Below are 20,075 nucleotides of genomic sequence, written 5' to 3' on the forward strand. Positions count from 1 at the left end.
AATTACGCCGGATCGAGATATGGCTCGAACGCCTCGACCGACACCTTCAGCGTCGGATCGCCATCGGGTCCCCACAGCTCGGCACCGTCGAACACGACGGTGTAAAGCCATTGCGGGTTTTCGCCCTGCTCATGCGCCGCAGTGTCGGGATAGACATGGGCGCCGTGTATGCGCTCGATCACGCCGACATGACCGCGGACATAGCGCGGCAAGCGCGTATGGGTGGTCGGATGGATGTTCTTCATCCGCACGCGATCGCCGATCGCGAATGTAGCAGGCGCCGAAGCAGGGCGCGTGAATGAGCCCCGGGTCAGCACGCGCTCGACACTATCAACGGTGAAGTTGCCGCGCTTTAGCGGTTTCGGCGGCACGGATGCGTGGCCGGCCTTGATCTCGTCGGCAGCGAGGAAGCCGCGTTCGACCAGCATATCCTCAAGGCCGAGAAACCATTTCTTGTAGTAGCTGCTGGAGAGATAGACCTCCGGCGGCAGCGTCTCGCGATAGAAGCGCGAGGCGTCGATGTTAAAGGCGCCCGTCGCGCCCATGGCGCGCACCATGGCCAGCACGCGGGATTCCCACTCCGCATGAAACATCGGCTCGTTCGGTTCCGGCTCGACCTTGCCGAAACCGTCCATGCCGCCCATGTCGTGGACGCCGTTCATGACGGCGCTCCCGGCGTTTGGACGAGACCAGTGCCGATCATCGAGTCGCGCGTGACCAGTTCGGCCAGTTGTTCCTCGCTCCAGCCCTCGGTGCCCGCAGGTCGCATCGGCAACACGAGAAAACGCGTCTCTGCCGTCGAATCCCAGACGCGAATTTCCGTCTCATTCGGAATCGTGAAGCCGAAGTCGGCCAGCACGCCGCGCGGATCCTTGACGGCACGGGAGCGGTAGGGCGCCGCCTTGTACCAGACCGGAGGCAGGCCGAGCATTTCCCAGGGGTAACAGGAGCACAGCGTGCACACGACCATGTTATGGCGCTCGGGCGTGTTCTCGACCACCACGAGATGATCGCCGGTGCGGCTGATATGGCCGAGGGTGCCGACCGCCGCGGAACCATCCGCCAGCAGCGCTTCCTTGAAGGCGGGATCGGTCCAGGCTTTCGCAACCACCAGGGCGCCGTTGTGCGGGCCGATCTTGGTCTCATAGGCCTGGATCATCGCGTCCAGCGCTGCCGGATCGATATAGCCTTTCTCGGTCAGGATGGTCTCGAGTGCACGGACGCGCAGCTCGGTGTCCGACAATTCGGAATGATCGTGATCGTGGTCATGATGGTGTTCGCTCATGCCAAGCAGGATAAGCGAGGCGCGATTGTTCTGTCGAGGATTTCGGGACTCAGCTAGGTCTACAGCATGGCTGCTCCTCGTTATCGCGCGCTGACGCTGTTCGGCTTCGTTCTGGTCGCGCTGCTGATGGCTTCGGGCCATGCGGAGGCGGCCAATGGCGCCTATGCGGTCGATGCGGCGGATATTTCGGACCTCGGCTCCTGCAAAGTCGAGAGCTGGTATTCGATGGCCACCAACAGCGACTTCGCGGCGGTGGCCAATCCGTCCTGCGTAGTGGAGATCACGCGTCCGGTCGAACTCAGCGTGCTCACCAATCACAGCCGCTCCGATGGCGAGTTCAGCACCACGCTGGCGCCAAAGGCGAAGATCAACATTGAGCCGACCGGCATCGGAAAATTCGGCGTATCGGCGCTGGCCAGCGGCACATTCGACGCTGTGACCGGCCAGAACACCGCCGTCTTCGCCGAGATTCCGGCGACCTATCGCTTTTCCGAAACCACACGCATCAATCTCAATGCCGGCTGGCTGTGGGATCGCACCGTCGATCGCCACTACTTCACCTATGGCGTCGGCTTCGACTGGAAATTCACCGACGTGCTGCAATACACAGTGGAACTGTACGGGCAGGCGGGCCGCGCCGAATTCGCCAGCGTGATCCAGCCACGCATCCAGACCGGCGTGCGCTATCGGCCCAACGACATCTTCTCGGTCGACGTGATCTATGGCCGCAACATCACCGGGGAGAATTCCAACTGGATCACCTTGGGCACCACGATCCGGTTTCCGCCGCCGGGAAGCGTGAGCAAACCCGACGCGCATTTGTGATTCACCTGGGGCCGGCAATCGCTGTAAAACCGCGATATCGGCAAATTGCGTGATTTTCCGACAAGCATCTGAAATATCTCGATGTTAACGTCCGGCCGTGTTCAAGCCGGCTTGCGGAAATCCAGTGTCAATCTTGCGACGATCTTGCGACTTCCTATCCGTCCTCACCATCGCCGCAGCGCTGGTCACGCCCGCATTGGCAGGCACCAGCCTGCTGACGGACAAGCCTGATCTCAGCAGCTTTTCCCAGGACGGCCTGAACCGCGTCTCCGACATGCTCGACCGCGAAGTCGGCCAAGGCCATCTCGCCGGCGCGATCATGTTGATTCAGCACCGCGGCAAGCCGGTCTATTATGAGGGCTTTGGCGTCCGCGATCCCGCGACCATGGCGCCGATGACGACGGATACGATCTTCCGGCTGTATTCGATGTCGAAGCCTGTGACATCGGTCGCGGCGATGATTTTGGTGGAGCAGGGCAAGCTCAGGCTCGACGATCCCATCGCCAAGTTCATTCCGTCTTTCGCCCATCCGCAGGTCGCGACCGAACGCGCGGATGCCAGCGGCAAACCCTATCTGGACTTTGCGCCGGCCGAGAAACCGATCACCGTGCTCGACCTGATGCGGCAATCGTCCGGCATCAGTTCGGCCTTCACCAATCTTGGCCTGATCACGCAGCTTTATCTCGACGCAGGCCTGTTCGACGGCGATTTCGACAATGCCGATTTCGCGGCCCGGCTTGCGAAACTGCCGCTGGCCTATCAGCCGGCCACGGTGTGGGATTACGGCCATTCGACCGATCTTCTCGGGCGCGTCATCGAGATCGCCTCGGGCCAGTCGCTGTACGATTTCCAGAGGCGATATCTATTCGATCCGCTGGGCATGACCGACACCGGCTACTACGTGCTCGATCCCGCCAAGGCGCCGCGGATTGCGCAGCCGATGCCAACCGACCGCATCATCGGCAACGAGACCATCAGCGATCCCACGGTGAAGCGAAGATGGGAGTCAGGAGGAGGCGGCCTCGTCTCCACCACGGGCGATTACGCGCGCTTCCTGCAGATGCTGATCGATGGCGGCACGCTCGACGGCGTCCAAATCCTGAAGCCCGAGTCGGTTCAACTGATGCGCCAGAACCAGGTCGCGCCGGCCAGCGATGTGAAGCCCTGGGCCTATTACTATCCCGGTGCCGGCTTCGGCTACGGTCTTGGCTTCGGCGTCCGCACAGGACCCGGCGAGGACGGCGTGCCCGGCTTTATTGGTGAGATGGCCTGGGGCGGCGCCGCCGGAACTTACTTCTGGACCTATCCGGACCAGGACATGGTGATGATCCTGATGGTGCAGACGCCGACCCAGCGCGGCCGCATCCAGCCGATCCTGAAGACGCTGGTCTACGACGCGATCAGGAAATAGCGGGAGCGTGGCCTGGGTGCGGCTTTAAGTGTGGATTCCCACATAAACCCGACTTGAAATCAAAGATTCTCCAGTCTTTTCAGTACGGCTTCCCCACATAAAATTTACCCGAAACACCCCATAAGACCGACGCAATAGGGGGGCCTCCCCACAATAAACCGACGCATTTTTTTTGAGCGGCCGCGAGATCACCACGGCAATCGGCGGCGCGACCAGTCTGGACTGAGTTGACGCGCGTATTTTAACAAGCAACTAACGTATGCGTGTATAATGCAGATGCCGAACATGATTCGGCGGCTGGAGCACCCGTATTTGGCAAGTTCATTCAACGATCAGCAGCTTCGACACCAGGCGCTGAAGCTCAAAGACCCTTACGACCAACCAAATCTCACATTTGAAATGCCGGACCGTTCGGCGCTTCTCGACATCATCAATATTTATACTTTTGATAAGTACCCCGCCAAAAAGGCGTTCTGTGTCCTATGCCAGTCGCATCGGCATCGAAAAGGGTTCACTGCAGTTCTTACGTCCGGACAACGTATGATGTGCGGTAGCAAATGCGGTGCCGACCACTTTGGGACGAGCTGGGCGGATGCAGAGAAACGCATCGAGGAACGTGCCGACAGGCAATTTGAGCTGAAGCGGGTTGACCGACTAGCGGCCTGTGAACGTTCGTTCGATATTGTCTCTTCATGGATCAAGGCGTTCGAACAGATCGAAAATAGGCGCCGGGCTTTCCATCGCCTCGGCGAGATGGCATCGCGGGTTTACGAAGCGGCGCTCCACAAGGGCGGGGCCTTGACGGTCTTCAAGGCGTTGCCACAGCACGCGGACGCCGAAGATCGCAGGCGATCCTTGGGCGGTACGGAAGTTACTGTCGGCCGTATCGTAGGAAGCCGATATCTGACCGCAAGCGAATACACCCCACAATTATCGCAGGTGTCGGCGGCGATCGCGGAAATGCTGTCGTCCGCACGCGGAAGCGAACGGCTGTCCACGGACTTAATGCGGAAACGCCGACGGGCCTTCGAGCGATCTATCGAGGGTTTGGATGAGGCGGCGGAAGTCCTCGAGGCTGCGCGATCATTCTGGACTGTCGAGAACTTCTCGGAAATGGTTCGCTACATTAACGAGCACGGCGCGACCAGCGCGCGATACGAACTTTCGGAGGGTGTCGTTCGAACGGTCAGTGGCTCTGCCGGAATGAAAGTCTCCATGCCTGTGCCAAACCTGAACCTTGAGATGTTGCAGGCGGTTCGGGACTACAGGCGGGCGGACTGATTGCCATAGCTGATGGGTCGCCATTGAGGCGGCCCATCAGAAGTTGCCTAAAAAAATGGATGCTTAATCGGCACGCGTTCTTCGGGATCCGGTTGTGGGCGAGATAAGTTGCGTTTGGGCTGAGGGGGCAGGGTATGGGTGGCATAGCGCGCGTCTTGACGGCATGCGCCGTGATCGCAGTCATTGTCTATGCGGTTCGGACTACGGCGCCGCCAAACAGTCCGGCGTCATTTACCCCCGCTCCCGCCCCGCCACCGGCGCTCCCAGCGGTGAGAACGGTTCCAGACGGCCCCAGCATCCCTCATGCCTTCACGGTTCTGCCGGTCGGTTACGACAAGGGTCCAGCCGAGAAGCTGGCTGCCGCCGACGCTATGATCGCCCGCTGGGAAAAGTGGAAGGCCAAACCACTGCCCGAGGTCATCCCGTTTGCGGATTACCGCAATGCGCGCATGAACCTGACCACGATCAAGGAAACCGATCCCGAGTATCAGGCCGCCCTGGATCGCGCCGCCAAACTAGATGGATTCGGCGTGGCGTTGGCCAACGAGGAGATCAAGGTCGCCGAGAAGATCAGGGCTGCGGAGCGGGCAAGGGCCGAGCAGGCCGTCATAAACGACGTTCCAGGTCGCAAAGCCTTCGCCAAAACCCTTGAGGAACAATTCCTGCGCAAGTCGATGGACGCCCGCGTGTCCACCGAAGGCGATAAAGGCACCGTTCTTCGGGTGAAATATATTGGCTTCACCCGACCGTCAGTCTTCCAGTTGCAGGAGAACGGGTCATTCTTGCCAGGGCTGATCGAGAACGCCCGCGAAAAGGGCTTCCGCAAGCTGATCCTTCACAATGGCTATGACCTCAGTTGGACTTGGGAGCTGAAGAAGACGAGCGGTTAAAAACGCTCGGGCGTTGCGCCGATAGCCATCGCTACACGAAAAGGTTCTTCAAGCCCGGCTATATGCGGAACGGTCTGAATTGCGCCGATGGGAGAATGAGATCAGCATTGGTCAACGACGAAGGATCGATGCCATGCCAGATGTTGAAAACTGCAACGTGCCGCTTCACCCGGTGTTGGCGCTGCTGCGCGACGCAGTCCGAGACATGGAAATTCCAATCGTAAAATTCGGCCCGGAGGCGGCGGTCCTATAATTTAGAATGTAGTCAACATCCATTGCGCCGATGCACGTCTTCCCACAGCATTGATGGAGGTAGCTTCTAATCGAAGACCACATTCCCCACGGCAGAGGCTCCGAGATGCGACAGTCTGCCTACAGCAATAGGAGATCGTAGCGATGAATGTGGATGAAAGACGTAATCGGGCTTCGTTATCGGTTCGCTCATCGACCAAAATGACAGACGCTGGGCCGGAATGGGCGGTGAAGGCTGTCCAGAATGCCCTCCGCACAAAGACCCCAGAATGGGAGAAGGCTGTGGAGGAGCTTCGAGCAGAGTTTAATGCTCCCTCAGCCCGTCAATCCTTGTGATGCACTCTGAAAGGCGGGTTGCAAGCACTCGTGTCAATTGTTCGCTGAACGCGAGTGTAATCGCATTACGATCTGGTGGGGTAATTCGATAAACTAAGCCATCGTTACCTACGGACACTACCTCGGTGAACATTGCCAAAAGATCTGCTTCTATGCCATCCAGCGCGACCTGCTTGATGAAATGCGAATTGTCAACACTAGAAGATACGTGATCCTCTCGAAAGCCGGCTGCTCGTAGAGATCGCAGAAGCTTCATGATTTGATAAGGATGCAGCGTGATTGAAAAGGATGGCGTATCCATCGCGCCGACAAGTAGCGCACCATAGTCGCCCTCTTCGAGGTGGACCACTCTCAATGCGAAGTTTTCTATAATCAATTGTTCTGACATTTTTCTATCGAGGTTCGGTGAATCGAAGCTGATGACTCTGATATGGAAAGAACACGATCCGGCGCAACGCGGGCTCGATACATTCGTAGACCTTTGGCGCCGTCCGCCGAGCGGCAGTATGGGGTTAAGACATATACCGACCAAAACGCGCGCTACGCGGACACCTATGCCTCGAACCGACCTCTTAGCATATCCGACGATTCGCCTACCGGATGCGTCTGGAGCGTCTCATGCACGTCATCTCGCGACTTCACGGTCGGATCGATTCTAAGCCTCGCCGCAAGACGGCCTCGGCCCCGGAGCAAAGTTTCGAAGATCGCTTTCACTGATTCTGAATTTCGAAGCCGCGTTCGCGAACACGGCGTCGGCGAAGTACGCTGCCATATGCGGCGGATGCAAATCCCTGAACCATTCCGCAAGCCAACCGTAAGCATTGTTGATCGTAGGCGGCCTTCGTCGTTCGGAAGCCAGGTATCCGGCATAGACTTTATCGAGGACAGCACGCAATCGGCCTTCCTTTATGGCCTGGAACCCTCTCGAACGTAAATCGGCCGCCGACACATCAAGATCGCCGATATCCATCCATGTGTTTCGATAACCTCGCGCATCGAGAATTCCGATCCTTTCGATGACATGGAGCGCAGCCTTTAAGGGCATCGTGTCCAACGATGGAGCCGAGACCGCATTTCCAACGCCGAGGCGCCCCAAGGCCCATTGATCGACCTCGGCCAAGTCCGGGGGTGGAGCAGAGGTGAGCATGCGGGTAACATCGCCGTCCGTGCAATTTCGGCACTTGGCAATGTGGACATCGGTCCACGAGAGCTTCCTGCCGCACGAGCAATCCGAGATCAGCGTAGTTCCGTGCGCCGGGCATGTGGAAATAAAAGCAAGATCGAACCAGAAGCGATGGTAAGCGGACTTCTCCACGCACCGCGGACATAAGCGGCGGGATGACTGCTTTACGGCGTGATTTCCGTTGATCCTTTCGCCACGGATCATCAAGGAACCGCCCACATCGCGAAATGTGGAATCCAGAATGGGGAGGGTATCGCTCCGGACGGCGGCCGCGATTTTTTCTACACCGATTCCGTACTGTAATTCGCGCGCTGTGACCCCGAGCAAGTTCGAGATATGGTGCATCGATTGGAACCCATTGCGTTCCGCCAATCGAATGAGGATTCCGTGCGCGGGTTCATCCTGCTCCGGGACGACCCAAAGCGGCATTGCCGTCCGATTCATTGACTGAACCTTTGCGTCGATAGGCAAGCGACTTGCGTGCTGCGTTTGCAATTACAATGTCGGCGAACCGACTGTGGGGTACATCTGAAGCCGTTCTATGGTGCCATTGCATGAACCATGTCCCAAACCAACTAAATGCTCCGTGGAACGAGGCACCACGGAAATAAGGCCTGTACCTCGCGTAAACTCGGTCCAACAGTTGGTCCAATACGCCGTCTCGCAGAATTCCAAATCCAGCCGCACGCGCTTCATTGATCGAGACGTCCGCTGTGGAAATACTCTCCTTCATCGACTTGCGCGTTTCATTTCCACCAACTTGAAGCGCCCCGACTGCGGTGATGGCGCTAAACGCGTGAGTCAACGGAAGCTCGTCTAGAACCGGGATGCTTGCAGATTTCGTCACTCCGAGCCTACCCAGTATCCAACGGTCCACTTCAAGAACATCTTCGTTCGCGTTAGCATTTCGTATGTTTTGAACATCGCCGTTCTCGCAGTGGCGACATTTTGAGACCCGAACATCACTCCACGACAGGGGATGACCGCACGAACAGTCGCTTATCAACTCGATATTGTGCTTGGGGCACGTCGAGATGAAGGTGACGTCAAACCAAAAACGTTGATGCGGGGACTCTGCGATGCAGTGCGGGCAAAGCCGGCGACGCGTGCCTTCAATATCTCGACGCCCTTGGAGGCGCTGCCCTCGGACACTGCACCAACCGTCATCTCCGGCGACAAACGTGGAATCCAGTATATCGATCGGGCTGCATCGGATTAGTTTGGCCAACTTCGGAACTTCGCGGCCGACACGCAGGTCGCTGGTTCTCAAGCCCGTGTGATTCAGGATGCCGACTGGATTCTCAATGCCATTGCGTTCTGCGAGGCGGAGGAGAATGCCGTGTGCCGGTTCATCTTTCTCAGGCGAGACCCATAGCGGCAACGACGGTCCCTCCACGACCACGGGCCTCGGACGTCGTCGTCGCAGGATTGGAGAATAGTTCCCAAACATTCGGATTCGATACTCGATCATCATACGGCTCCCATCTTCATCGCGTCCTACGGGCCTTCTGCGGATCTACCCACCGCGATGAAGATCCGAACCACTACGACGCTCTCTTCTTGAGGCCGTTTTTTCGAGCTTTTGCACGCCGAATGGTATGGCCTTCGAGAGCCTTCAGTTCGCTTTCCTCCCTCCGTTCCTTCTTCATCCGCAGAAAGCCTTCCGCATTTGGATCCTCTTTTGGAAAGAACGGATTTTCGCCGTCCGGAACATCATGCTTCCTGCGGTAGGCCTCCGCCAAGGCCAGCATCGTGATGGTTTCCATCTCTTCCTCGATCGCGACCTTAACCGCCTCGGTCACGTACTTGGTGATGCCACCAAGGTAGCCGTCAGACGCCAAAAAGAGGCGAAGCGCCGTCGACTTATGATGCAAGTTGGGATTGACGTCGAACGGAAGGTCGTCAGACAGCGACTTCAGGAATCTTCGAAGATCTGCCTTCTCGTCGAGGTCAAGAGGGAACGGCGGCATAGTCCATTGCTCGCTTTTCACGGTTTCAAGCTGTCCGTTTGCCAGAAGGAAGTCGAGCGCATGCGGCAGGCCCATGCACATGACTTGCACGCGTGTTTCTTTCATGAGCGCCTTGAAAACGTCTGCCGCCTCGTAAGGATCTCCTTTCAAGGTGCTCTCTGCGATGTGCTGACAGTCATCGAAAATGATTAGGCGAATGCTCTGTTCTTTGATTTGGTGTCTCGCCATCGCCTGCATTTCGCCGAGCGTTGGTCTGCCGCTAGGCTTGATGCCGATTGCGTTGAGCGTGTCAGCGAAAAGCTGCTTGTAAGTGGTCTTCTTTCCGACCTGTAACTTTACCACTGGGCGCACGAGGCCATGCCCAGGCTTCTCGAAGGTTACGCTCATGGTCCGGTCGTACTCGGCCGCATCAGTGAGCTTCAAGTTTTGCCCATCCATGATCGCGCCGCGATAGTCCTCCCGAACCTCTTCGAGGAAGTCGTTGGCGACGGTGGTCTTTCCCACGCCGGTTTCGCCGACGAGAAACGAACAGCTCGCCTGCTGCGTCTCGTGCCAGGAGCTATAACAGCGACGCAGGATACCAGTTGCACGTTTCATGGTCGGGGTCACGGCTACGAAACTTCCGACGTGCTTGCGGCGTTCTTCGGCGGTACGGTTCATCCAGGTCATAAAAATCTCCTCGGTCAGTCGAGATTGCGCCGCTTGACCACAATCTGTTCCTCGATCGGTTCATCGAGCGGTGTTACGAATGGGTTAGGCAGTCTGGCGCGCTCAGAGGAAATCTTCGGCGTAGCGGCCTCGACGGCAGATGCGTCGAGAGACGGGGAGGGGATGCGCGCAGTGGACGGCGGCGGCGAGATCTCCGGGTGTTCGTCGCGATAGGGACCCCGTTCGTCCGGCGGGTTGGATTTGACGTCGTCGGCGTGCCAATCGTGTCCGGTTAGTTCCTCGGCGCTTTCCGCAGGGTCGATCCGATCCGGCCTGATGTGCTGAGAGTCGTTACGACCGTCGGTCACGAAGCGGGCGACGCGCTTGGACATCTTCAGCGTGGACTTCCTCGAGCCATTGAGGACATCGAAGATTTCCTGATTTGTTTGAGCAGAATCCAGGAGCTTCTTCGGGTCAACGTGTTCCACGATTTCGCTGCGAGCGGCTTTACGTACGGTCTCGTACTGATGGAGGGTCATGCGACGGACCTCGTCCCCGGTTTGCAATTCGCCGACGACCCAAGCTTTCCGAAGATCGCTTTCGGTCGGATCGAGTACATATGCAAAGGCGAGATCGAACGGGTCGATACGGACTGTAACGTCATATCCGTCATCGTTGATGCGGTTGCGTAGCGCTGAGAAATCATCGGACTGCCAGCGGAGATCTTTGTAGTAGATTCCGTTGGGACCGAGCTTCCGCTGGATCACCTTGCCCGTCATGGCGACAAGAAGATCGCTAGGCGGAGGCGGTCGTTCACCAACGTCCCGGATTTCGCGGGTCCAGCGGTCGAGCGGCGTTTCCTGCGTCATGCGGTTAATCTTCACGTGATAGACATCGACGATCCATTTGGTGATAAGCCAAGTCACTTGTTTGAGAGTGAGACAGGCTTCCTGGCGGGAGTTGTATTTTCCCTTGGCCTTGATGTTCGACTTTGTCGTACCCGGAGCGGTATGAATGAGGTCGTCGTTGATCGTTCGGAACCAACGTTCGATGCGTCCCTTCAGATGAGGTTGGCCGCGCTTCAAATCGACCATCTGAATGTTCAGCGCCTGGGCCGCCGCGGTCATGGATTTCGAGCGAAACTCCGGGCCATTGTCGACGAACAGGCGCGAGCACGCCCCGTAGCAGAGCCATCTGTTCTTGAAGTTTGGCTCGAGGCCGATCGCATGGCTAACCTCTTCCATGAAGGCTTCCTTGGGCTGAACGGCATGTCTGAGGGCTTCCATCACACTAACCCAGGACGGAGGCGTGAAGCTGAGGGAGAACCCCAGAATCATGCGCGTCCGTCGGTCGCTGATCGTCGTTAGATAGGGACGACTGAGGTTGCGCCCATTGTCATCGACCACTTCGAGATCCAAAGGTGTGTGATCGACTTCGGCTTCCTCGAGAGGATAGTTGCATGTCGGCCCCGCGCGAACGGCCTTCAGCAGGAAGTCTGCCGCATGCTTGCCATGCCGTGCCTTCGTGAGGTCGTAAAGCTCCATATTAGCGATCATTCTCGTCACGAGATGTTTGCCGATGCAGCGTTCCGGATGCATTGCAAGGTTCGGCAGAGCGCGCCCCTCACGTTCGGCACGAAGAACGATGCGAGCGTTGACCCGACGAAGCGCGACCTCCAAGGTTGTATGTGGGCTCGCCTTATAGGTCTCGAGAATACCGTCGGACACTTCCTGCATGAGCCAGTCTTCGTACCGTCCGGTGCGATTACCCTTCTTTCTGTGGTTCGCAATCAGCGCACGAATGTCACGACCGGTGACGAGCCAGCGCCGATACCACTCGCGCGCCAGTCGAAAATTGACGGTCTTGGGACGGTCATCCTCCGACAGCTTAGTGACAAGATCCACGATGACCGGTTCGACATATTTCTTCTTGTCGCGCCGCATGATCGGAAGCGCGTCGATCGCTGCTACGAATGGATAGCGTCGCTGCGCCGACTTCCGTTCGAGGTCGGAAAAGGCACCCCAGTCAACTTGCGTGTTTGCGACGACATGGGGATCCAATGCACGGTAGGCGGCATCCGTGGTAATTCGGCCCGACCGCACCATGTGCGCAATGGCGTGATCGGAAAACGGCTTCTCGGTTCCGGACTGCTTATCCGTGAACACGCGGCCCTGGTCGCTTGGCGGTCCGACGATGAACGCCCGGGCGTCAATTCGGATGACACCATTGGTGCGGAGCTGAACTGGCATGTGGTCGAGATTCATCGGATTTCTTTTTTTCAGGTCCGTACGAAGGTGGATTGCCGGGTGAACTTGACGCGCTCATCGAGTTTCAAGCGCCCCCACCAGTGGAGCCGCACCGCGAGAACGAACGCGTCGTAACGACTGCCGATGCGCTCCTGCAGGGCTGCGATCGAGGATCTTTCCGGAAGCTCCTGCAGAACCTCGAACGCCAAATACTCGTCGTTAAGCTCGCGATATGGAACGACGTGACGTTGGACAAGGCGCGCGTTGTAAAGGCGCCACTGGACGCGGATCTTGTCTTCAGTAATGAGCATGAACTTCCGTCCGGCACGCTCCGAGGCAAGTTTCATCGCGTCGAGGAAATCGCGACGGAAAGCAGCGCGTTTTTCGGTCTTCCCTTTCATCCATTTAACCGTGCGGACCATCACGAAAGTCCGCGTACCGTCACTCATCGTCATTTCGTAGTCGGCGCTCCATTTCTTCGTTTTCCCGCGAACCACGAGCGAAAGCTCGGGAGGCGCGTCGTCCATGCCGATGAGATCGTGCGTGAACGCGTCAACTAGGGTCAGGTAGTCCAGCGCGAGCAGGGACCGCGCGCCGACGAGTTTCTGTGCAAGGCGCGTCATCGGCGTTTCCCCGACGTAGCGGTCCTCTTGTCCCGACCGGATTTGTCCGGGCTTGGTCCCAACGCGGCGTCCCTTTTTCGAATTCTTTCCGACCGGGGCTTTGGACGGTTTCGGTTCGAAAATTTTCTCCGGACGCGTTAGTTCGCGTTCGGCTTCGACGTCGGGATCGCCTGGCGTGACTCGGCGACGCCGGACCTCGATTGTCGGTTCGTTCTCGTGATGGGTGTTGCCTTCTGCCTCCTGGCAGGCATGCCGACATACATTGCCCTCGTTCGTTCCGGATTGCGCCGGATCGACCGTCAGCCTGTTATGAGGCAGCCCCCGTAGGTGTCATCGACGTGAGCACCGGGCGCGGTCCCGCAATGGTTGGGCGCATCCTTGGGATCGAAGGAACTGGCGTGGTGGGTGAACGCGTTATGTTTCTTTTGGATGGTCATTGCACACGACTCCTCATCTCAACGCCTGCAAAGCGTCGAGCGTCTTTGTCGTTGCCGGTTTCCCGGCACGTGTCAGCGGTGCGAAACGGTCTCCGCGGGTTCGGGGTTGAACGCTGACATTGACGGCTTTGAGGATTGAGTCGAAGTTCGCGAAAGAGGAAACGAGTTGACGAGCGTTTGCATCGAGTTTCTCCTTCTTGTTGCGACCCGACAGTTCGGTCGTGATTGACCTTTCCCCACCGGCATGGTGGAGACGAAGTCGCGCCGAAGGATTGGGTCCTTTCAAACGCAACAACGAGATCCACATAGCAATGGTGAATTCATAGATCCAGATCTGATGGAACATCACGTGGCACTCGTTTGCTCGACGGTTACCGCGTCGTTCTTCGGTTGGCTGGAAAATTCGGGAAAATTTTCTCGATCGATGATCCGCGCGATCTCCTCGGCTTCGATCGCGCCACGCTCCGTAAGGATTCGCGCAATGTCGTCCACATATCGCAAATGCTTGGCGATCTCGTCCTTCGCGCGCTGCAAGCAAGCATCCAGCACGACAGCAACCTGACGACGAAGGATTGGGTCGGCGCGAATTCTTGCGAACACTTGGTCAGGCTTGCTCGCCGCGACGTAAACGAGATCGTCGCCGAGGCCGTAGGAAACTTGCATCGCTGCGGCGATCAGCGTGGCGTGCCTGAGGTCGCTGGCATCACCGCCTCCGCCGCTGTCACCGTATTCATCGTAGACGTGGACCTCGGCGGCGATGCCAGAAAGAAGCACGGTGATCTGCGCGAGGTACGCTTTTTTGGTGAAATTGGCGCTGGGGATTTGATGGAAGACGGTCCAGCCTCCGTCGCCGTTTTGAGTTACTTCCCGGAACGCACGAGCTTCGACCACGGTCCGGCGCGTTTCCGCAGCCAGAAGAGTACCGACGACGACGTGGCCCGCCTCATGGACACATGCCTTGCGGAAGGCTTCATCGGACAGCCGGACGCGAGGGGGAAGCCCATGTTCGAGATCGGCAGTCGTCAGCGGACGGCGCTCCGCCCGAGCCTTCCGGCGGGCATCGCGCACGGTCTGCTCGATCACAGCGCCGGACGCTCCTTCGAGACGGATGGCGATGTCCATCAGGCCGCTGAGATGCCGATCCTCGCGGAGATGATGCCTCAGGATGCCAAGCCTTGCCGTCGCGTCCGGAAGCCCGATGCGGATGTGTTTGCCGAGACGACCGGGACGCAGGATTGCGCTGTCGATCTTGTCCGGCATGTTCGTAGCACCGACGGCCACGACGCCCTCGCGGCCATCGACACCGTCGAGACACTCCAGGAAGGCGTTGATGACCTCGCGCTCGTAAGTCTCATTCTTTCCATTCAGTGTTTCACGATCCCCGAAGCTGTCCAGCTCGTCGATGAACAGGATGCAGGGAGCGTCTCGGCGTGCAGCATCGAATGCCCCGCGCATCGCCTTCAAGAGGTCGTTCAGGTACCCTTTGGCCTGCCAGCGGGCGAGCGAATGGATGTGAATGGGCACGCCGCATGTGCGGGCCAATGCCTGCGCGAAAGTCGTCTTCCCCGTTCCCGTGGGACCGCTGAGGAGGACACCCCGGTCGACGTCCGCCCAAGGCAGGTCTCCAGCCAGATAGGCTCTCAGGTCCTTAGCAAGTTCGAGCCCCCAGACTGCGGCATCGCCGAGCCCATGCAGGTCCTCGAGACGCGTCTCATTGGGCGGATCGGCTTTCAGGCTTTTCTCGGAGGCGTTCTTCAGTTGCTCGAGGCTGCGAACGACAAGATTCGAGTTGCGCCCCTGCCTGATCACCGCACCAAGCAAGGAAAGGGGCGTCTCTACGACAGCCTGAAGGAGGTCCGTCGAAATACCGTGGAAGCCCACGGCACGACTTGCCGCCAGAATGGCGCTCACGTCGGTCGCCGGGATCGTCACGATACCATCGGCTGCCAGCCTGAAGGTTGCAGGGAAAGCGTCGATGTCCGTAGTAAGCCCAAAGACGTGGCTGTTCGCCGCGATATTTTCTGCGGTATCCGCTTCGTCGTCGCGGGGACGCGTTGGTTTGCCGTTGTCGGTCCACTGCAGAACCTTGTAACCGTGTACGGCGGTCTCGCGGTGCATCCTCTGCAACATCAGCCGACCAACCTTGGCCACGATGTCGATGTCGCTGGGATTTTTGACGACGACCCCGACAACAAACGGGGTGCCGGCGAGGGCGTGATGCATGCCGCCGTGACGGAGAGCGCGAACAAGCATACACCGGGCGATGGCGATTCCGACGTCCAGAATGGGACGCTTCATTACCCGCCTTCTCGATTTCCTGTTCATCCGTGACATAGACGTGCTCCGTCGCCTTCGGCCACGCATCGCGTCGCCGGCGAACCGTTATTCGTAAGGGAGAGGGCGATCAGCCTCGGAAGGTGGACACTCTGGTGTCGGGGCCAATACGGGCCTCGTCGAGGTCCATTTCGATGAAACGGCGCAGGACCAGCGCGGCGACGACGCCTATGGCATCGTGTCCATTCTGGACGACTTGAAGACAGGTCGAGAGCGGCACAGAGCCGTATTCCTCTAGCAGACCGAGAATCCTAACTCGGTCACCGAGGGATGCTCTGTAGGCGGCGTATTGGACGAGATCGCGCGCGTTCTCGAGCCTGACGTGACCACGCAAGTCATCTTCACGATGGGTCTCATAACCGTAGCCGAGAGCCTGGGCGGATGAGCTCGCCCATTCGGGAGGAATACGGCTGCACAGGTTCGGGATGACATCGATCAGGCTTTGGCCTGTAGCCCGTGTCACCGCAAAGTCCGGAACGTGCCTTCGAGTTCGATGGCTTAGAACCAGGGGAAGGCACGACCACGACGTGACCGTTGGGTCCAGATCGAGAAGGACGCCGACGTCGCGCGCAGCCTGCGTCCGGAAGACCGGATAGGCCGTGCACCGAACGACATTCCTCGGCGGGAAGGAAAGGGCGGACGCTTCCTCTCGGATGCTTGTTAACAACTTCGAGATGGAGTCTTGCCGATCAAGATTACGCTGGGCTTTGGGCATGAATACGCTTGTCCCGAAGCGGATGAAATCATCCGGGAATCCTTGGAATGCTCAGATCAAAGGAGTCAGCGTATGCGTATGTACGATGAACGTGTCTTCGCGCTGCGCTGCGGGCGCATCTGGGCGATTAGGGTGTGAGAAAACACGGTCATCATGAAAAGAACAAATAGCGAACTAAAAGGCAGAGTCAATACCAGATTTGCTTCGGGTGATATTGCCGATGCCCTTCCAGCCACCGGGCATGCTCCTCGGGAGTGGATAGGTCGCACCAGGAAACGGTGTGTAGTTCCGGCGCTCGGCTTTGCTCGAAATCGCGTAGCTCGTAAGTTCATGCAAATCAGGGAGCAAACGAACCGTGACGAGCCATCCCATCATAAAGCGTCTCGACATAACGCGCTTCAGGGGCATCGAACATCTTGAGTGGCGGCCTGCAAATGGCGTGAATGTTATGGTCGGCGGTGGCGATTCCGGAAAAAGCACGGTTCTCCACGCAATAGCTCTGCTTTTCAGCCCGACAAACGCGGTGCAAATTCTCGAAACCGACTACTTCAACCGACGAAGCGATGAGGGCTTCTCAATCGAGGCGACGGTCGAACTGCCCGACGAAATCGGCTTAGCCAACCTGCAACAGACGTTTTGGCCTTGGACGTGGGACGGGCAGGCCGGAGTCATTCCAGACGCCGACGCATCAGGCGGACAGGAAACCCCGGTCTATCGATTGCGTGTGCGAGGAACGAGCGAACTCGATCTCGCATGGGAGGTCGTCCAACCCAACGACGAGGTAGTCGCCTTGCCAGTTAGTCTGCGGCGCCGGGTCGGCGTCGTTCGCCTGACTAACGATGATCGCAATGATCGCGACCTTCGACTTGTCGCCGGATCGGCACTGGACCGGCTGCTTTCGAACGGCAATTTGAAGTCGAGGATCAGCCAAAAAATTTCGGAAGTGGATATCGATGCCGCCCTTCAGGAAGGCGAGACTGAGGCCCTGAGGGAGCTCGATAGCAAACTGCAGAAGGCAGGCCTGCCCCACGATCTCGCGCTTGGTCTCACGAGCAGCCAGGGACTGTCGATAGGTGCGCTCATCGGCTTGTTGGCCAGTCGCGACGATGTCATGCTTCCTCTCGCCAGTTGGGGGGCGGGTACGCGTCGCATGTCATCGCTCGAGATTGCTGGTAGCACCGAAGCAGCGACAAGGCTGACAATTATCGACGAGATAGAGCGAGGTCTGGAGCCTTATCGACTTCGGCAGCTCATCGTCAAATTGGACGAGGGCGGGGGTCAGTGCTTTGTAACAACCCACAGCCCGGTCGCCGTTGCTGCCGCCGGTCGCGGGGTATCGGCTTTGTGGTACGTCGATATCAAAGCAAAGATCGGATCGTTGCCTCGGGAAGCGATCGAGAACCAACAAAAGCGCGATCCAGAAACATTTCTGGCGAAGCTTCCCGTCATCGCCGAGGGCATAACCGAGGTCGGCTTTCTGCGGCGTATCTTTCAAACCGCGTTCGCCGCGCAACCTGAGTTTTTGGGGATAAGGGTCTGCGACGGTGGAGGTAACGACACGATGCTTGGCCTCTTGGAGGCTTTGCGTGATGCCGGATTGACACTGGGAGCGTTCTGCGACGACGAAGGAAGGTTCTCGGGTCGATGGAAGGCTATCTCCGAAGCACTAGGGCCACGGTTTTTCCAATGGCCGAAAGGGTGCTTGGAAGAGAATGTCATAAAACATATCGCAGACAAAAATCTAATGGCGCTCGCGCGTGACCCCGACGGGGCATCGGGTCGCAGGCTGCGCACGCTGGCAGTTCGATTGGACATCGCGGAAAAGGACGAAACGAGCATTCTGAAGGCTTGCGGCGCCCCCGAGATGCGATTTGCTAGACTTCGATCCGTCATCATCGCCGCAGCGACTGGCGACACGGAAGGAGCGCCGAACGACGAAGCAAAGAAGGAGTGGAAGAGCCACAGCCGGGAATGGTTCAAATCGCTTCAGGGCGGCAGCGAACTGGTGGACAAGGCGGTGCAGTTGAAAGCCTGGCCGAAGATTGAGACTGATATACTGCCGTTCATCAATGGACTGCGCGCCGCATTTGGACAGCCTGCTCTAGCCTTGGGGGCACTGAGGCCGTGAAAGACGATGAGATCGCCGATCTCCTGAGGTCGGAGATGCCGTTGGTTTTGATTGAAGCCCCAGCGGGATGCGGGAAAACGCATCAAGGAGCGATCTTCGCCGCAGAAACTGCGGCTCGCAACAAGCGGGGCCGACTTCTCATCCTCACCCACACGCACGCGGCGAGATCCGTGTTTGCCGGCCGGACCAAAAGCGGATCGGTCTCGATCAGGACGATCGACAGTTTCCTCACCGAGATCGCGACCGCTTATCATGCTGCTCTCGATTTGCCGCTGGATGTCGGCAGATGGGCACGCGAGAGCGGTGGATACGACGATGTCGCGAGGCGGTGTCGTCAATTTCTCGAAGGTTCTTCGATGGTCGCGAGCATGCTGGCCGACCGCCATCCGTGGATCGTCTGCGACGAGCACCAGGACGCGAGCGAAGACCAGCATCGGGCAATAATGGCGATCCATTCCGCGGGTGCCCGGGTGCGGGTCTTTGGCGATCCGATGCAGATGATCTTTGCGAAAACTGAAAAGGAAATCCAAAGGAACCTCAAGCGTTGGGAAGACCTCAAAGCGCGGGGCGTTTGGGGAGAACTCGAACATCCACATCGCTGGCATCCCCATTCGCCCGAGCTCGGTGAGTGGGTGCTGCAGGCTCGACACATCCTTCGCGATGGTGGATCGATTGATCTGACAGGTCGCTTACCGCGTGGTTTGGCGGTGCATATCGCCGAGAACTCCGCTCCCATCCCGAGAAATTCGATGAGCATGACGGCCGAACATCGCGCCCCCATAAACGCGCTCACACGCCGCGATCGATCATTGCTCGTGTTGGCTTCCGGAAACGAGCGCGTCGAGCATCTCAATGGCTTCTTCGGCCGATCAATGCCGATTTGGGAGGGACATACTCGCGATCATCTGACGGCATTGATCACGTGCGTCAGGTCGGCTTCGGGCGACGTCGGCACGATATCCGACGGTCTCTTGGATTTTGTCTATGCAACGACGGCGAGGTTCTCCGCATCGAGTCACGGAAATAGGCTGAAAGCCCAGATCGAGAACGGTTGCTCGAAGCGCGCGCGAGGCGCAACGGTTCATCTGCAGGTGATGGCGCGGCATTTGATCGATGAACCAGATCATCGTGGCATAGCGAAGGTCCTCCTTAAACTGACCGAGCTCGTTCGGGCTAAGGAAGAGGGCTTCGCGGAAGTCGCCCTGGATCTCAAGAGCGAAATCCGTGAAGCAATCCAGATAGGGCGTTTTTTGAATGCAGACGAGGGGTTTGCAGAGGTCTCGCGCCGCCGCTCGTTCACCCATCCGAAACCGGCACCACGAAGCCTCAGTACAGTCCACAAATCCAAAGGGCTGGAATGCGACCATGCGTTGATGATGCTATGCGACAAGCAATCGTTTTCGAACAGCCTTTACAAGCGACGTGTGTTCTATGTCGGTATCAGTCGTGCCAAGAAAGCGCTCGCTCTCGTTATATCTCGCAACGACCCAGTTCCATTTCTCTCCATGTAA

General features: G+C 58.2%; 17 protein-coding genes. 6 read left to right on the forward strand and 11 right to left on the reverse strand.

What is annotated here, in order from left to right; translation table 11 throughout:
- Window positions 1–2: 2 nt before the first annotated feature.
- Both nthB and nthA read right to left on the reverse strand, forming a co-directional pair.
- Window positions 3–662, reverse strand: coding sequence for a nitrile hydratase subunit beta (gene nthB, locus HP556_RS25490; RefSeq protein WP_175369021.1), 660 nt, complete (start codon window positions 660–662; stop codon window positions 3–5).
- Entirely contained in the window at window positions 659–1,285 is a 627-nt protein-coding gene (nthA, locus tag HP556_RS25495) for a nitrile hydratase subunit alpha (RefSeq protein ID WP_175369022.1), read from the reverse strand. Before nthA ends, nthB begins: the two co-directional genes overlap by 4 nt.
- A gap of 126 nt (window positions 1,286–1,411) precedes the next feature.
- Here nthA and HP556_RS25500 point away from each other — a divergent pair, with 126 nt between their 5' ends.
- From HP556_RS25500 to HP556_RS25515, 4 genes are all read left to right on the forward strand, one after another.
- Window positions 1,412–2,110, forward strand: a complete 699-nt coding sequence (locus HP556_RS25500; RefSeq protein WP_175369136.1) for a hypothetical protein — start codon at window positions 1,412–1,414, stop codon at window positions 2,108–2,110.
- A gap of 124 nt (window positions 2,111–2,234) precedes the next feature.
- Window positions 2,235–3,521, forward strand: a complete 1,287-nt coding sequence (locus HP556_RS25505) for a serine hydrolase domain-containing protein (protein ID WP_338117615.1) — start codon at window positions 2,235–2,237, stop codon at window positions 3,519–3,521.
- Window positions 3,522–3,791: 270 nt separating this feature from the next.
- Window positions 3,792–4,802, forward strand: a complete 1,011-nt coding sequence (locus tag HP556_RS25510) for a hypothetical protein (protein ID WP_210269321.1) — start codon at window positions 3,792–3,794, stop codon at window positions 4,800–4,802.
- Window positions 4,803–4,972: 170 nt separating this feature from the next.
- A complete protein-coding gene (locus tag HP556_RS25515) occupies window positions 4,973–5,692 on the forward strand; it encodes a hypothetical protein (protein ID WP_175369024.1) in 720 nt (239 codons plus the stop codon).
- Between the two features lie 556 nt (window positions 5,693–6,248).
- Here the strand turns inward: HP556_RS25515 and HP556_RS25520 are convergent.
- The 9 genes from HP556_RS25520 to HP556_RS25560 all read right to left on the reverse strand — a co-directional run bounded on the left by HP556_RS25520 (window position 6,249) and on the right by HP556_RS25560 (window position 16,184).
- Window positions 6,249–6,668: a hypothetical protein gene (locus tag HP556_RS25520; RefSeq protein ID WP_175369025.1), complete on the reverse strand. Its 420-nt coding sequence runs from the start codon at window positions 6,666–6,668 to the stop codon at window positions 6,249–6,251.
- A gap of 267 nt (window positions 6,669–6,935) precedes the next feature.
- A complete protein-coding gene (locus tag HP556_RS25525) occupies window positions 6,936–7,907 on the reverse strand; it encodes a TniQ family protein (RefSeq protein ID WP_175369026.1) in 972 nt (323 codons plus the stop codon).
- Window positions 7,861–8,937 carry a TniQ family protein gene (locus tag HP556_RS30600; protein WP_420878701.1) on the reverse strand — a complete coding sequence of 359 codons (1,077 nt, stop codon included), beginning with the start codon at window positions 8,935–8,937 and terminating at the stop codon, window positions 7,861–7,863. The genes HP556_RS25525 and HP556_RS30600 overlap by 47 nt, the downstream gene beginning before the upstream one ends.
- Window positions 8,938–9,007: 70 nt before the next feature.
- The gene (locus HP556_RS25535) at window positions 9,008–10,102 is read right to left on the reverse strand and encodes an ATP-binding protein (RefSeq protein ID WP_175369028.1); all 1,095 of its coding nucleotides are present in this window, start codon (window positions 10,100–10,102) and stop codon (window positions 9,008–9,010) included.
- 14 nt (window positions 10,103–10,116) lie between these two features.
- A complete protein-coding gene (locus tag HP556_RS25540) occupies window positions 10,117–12,345 on the reverse strand; it encodes a DDE-type integrase/transposase/recombinase (protein ID WP_175369029.1) in 2,229 nt (742 codons plus the stop codon).
- A gap of 14 nt (window positions 12,346–12,359) precedes the next feature.
- The gene (locus HP556_RS25545; protein ID WP_175369030.1) at window positions 12,360–12,950 is read right to left on the reverse strand and encodes a hypothetical protein; all 591 of its coding nucleotides are present in this window, start codon (window positions 12,948–12,950) and stop codon (window positions 12,360–12,362) included.
- Between the two features lie 450 nt (window positions 12,951–13,400).
- Window positions 13,401–13,733 (reverse strand): hypothetical protein, encoded by a 333-nt coding sequence (locus tag HP556_RS25550; protein WP_175369031.1) that lies wholly within the window; start codon window positions 13,731–13,733, stop codon window positions 13,401–13,403.
- Window positions 13,733–15,685 carry an AAA family ATPase gene (locus tag HP556_RS25555; protein ID WP_175369032.1) on the reverse strand — a complete coding sequence of 651 codons (1,953 nt, stop codon included), beginning with the start codon at window positions 15,683–15,685 and terminating at the stop codon, window positions 13,733–13,735. Before HP556_RS25555 ends, HP556_RS25550 begins: the two co-directional genes overlap by 1 nt.
- Before the next feature lie 106 nt (window positions 15,686–15,791).
- On the reverse strand, window positions 15,792–16,184 hold the full coding sequence (locus HP556_RS25560; protein WP_175369033.1) for a hypothetical protein: 393 nt from the start codon (window positions 16,182–16,184) through the stop codon (window positions 15,792–15,794).
- Between the two features lie 607 nt (window positions 16,185–16,791).
- Here HP556_RS25560 and HP556_RS25565 point away from each other — a divergent pair.
- The gene (locus HP556_RS25565; protein ID WP_338117616.1) at window positions 16,792–18,564 is read left to right on the forward strand and encodes an ATP-dependent nuclease; all 1,773 of its coding nucleotides are present in this window, start codon (window positions 16,792–16,794) and stop codon (window positions 18,562–18,564) included.
- Complete coding sequence (locus HP556_RS25570; RefSeq protein ID WP_175369034.1) at window positions 18,561–20,075, forward strand: AAA family ATPase; 1,515 nt, start codon at window positions 18,561–18,563, stop codon at window positions 20,073–20,075. The genes HP556_RS25565 and HP556_RS25570 overlap by 4 nt, the downstream gene beginning before the upstream one ends.

Source organism: Tardiphaga robiniae (genome assembly GCF_013359755.1).
GTDB classification, from domain to species: domain Bacteria; phylum Pseudomonadota; class Alphaproteobacteria; order Rhizobiales; family Xanthobacteraceae; genus Tardiphaga; species Tardiphaga robiniae.

Bases quoted from the DNA above. Each gene is read 5' to 3' on its own strand.
- nthB (WP_175369021.1), bottom strand. From the start codon at position 662: ATGAACGGCGTCCACGACATGGGCGGCATGGACGGTTTCGGCAAGGTC.
- nthA (WP_175369022.1), bottom strand. From the start codon at position 1,285: ATGAGCGAACACCATCATGACCACGATCACGATCATTCCGAATTGTCG.
- HP556_RS25500 (WP_175369136.1), top strand. From the start codon at position 1,412: ATGGCTTCGGGCCATGCGGAGGCGGCCAATGGCGCCTATGCGGTCGAT.
- HP556_RS25510 (WP_210269321.1), top strand. From the start codon at position 3,792: ATGCAGATGCCGAACATGATTCGGCGGCTGGAGCACCCGTATTTGGCA.
- HP556_RS25520 (WP_175369025.1), bottom strand. From the start codon at position 6,668: ATGTCAGAACAATTGATTATAGAAAACTTCGCATTGAGAGTGGTCCAC.
- HP556_RS25525 (WP_175369026.1), bottom strand. From the start codon at position 7,907: ATGAATCGGACGGCAATGCCGCTTTGGGTCGTCCCGGAGCAGGATGAA.
- HP556_RS30600 (WP_420878701.1), bottom strand. From the start codon at position 8,937: ATGATGATCGAGTATCGAATCCGAATGTTTGGGAACTATTCTCCAATC.
- HP556_RS25535 (WP_175369028.1), bottom strand. From the start codon at position 10,102: ATGACCTGGATGAACCGTACCGCCGAAGAACGCCGCAAGCACGTCGGA.
- HP556_RS25540 (WP_175369029.1), bottom strand. From the start codon at position 12,345: ATGAATCTCGACCACATGCCAGTTCAGCTCCGCACCAATGGTGTCATC.
- HP556_RS25545 (WP_175369030.1), bottom strand. From the start codon at position 12,950: ATGACGCGCCTTGCACAGAAACTCGTCGGCGCGCGGTCCCTGCTCGCG.
- HP556_RS25550 (WP_175369031.1), bottom strand. From the start codon at position 13,733: ATGTTCCATCAGATCTGGATCTATGAATTCACCATTGCTATGTGGATC.
- HP556_RS25555 (WP_175369032.1), bottom strand. From the start codon at position 15,685: ATGAAGCGTCCCATTCTGGACGTCGGAATCGCCATCGCCCGGTGTATG.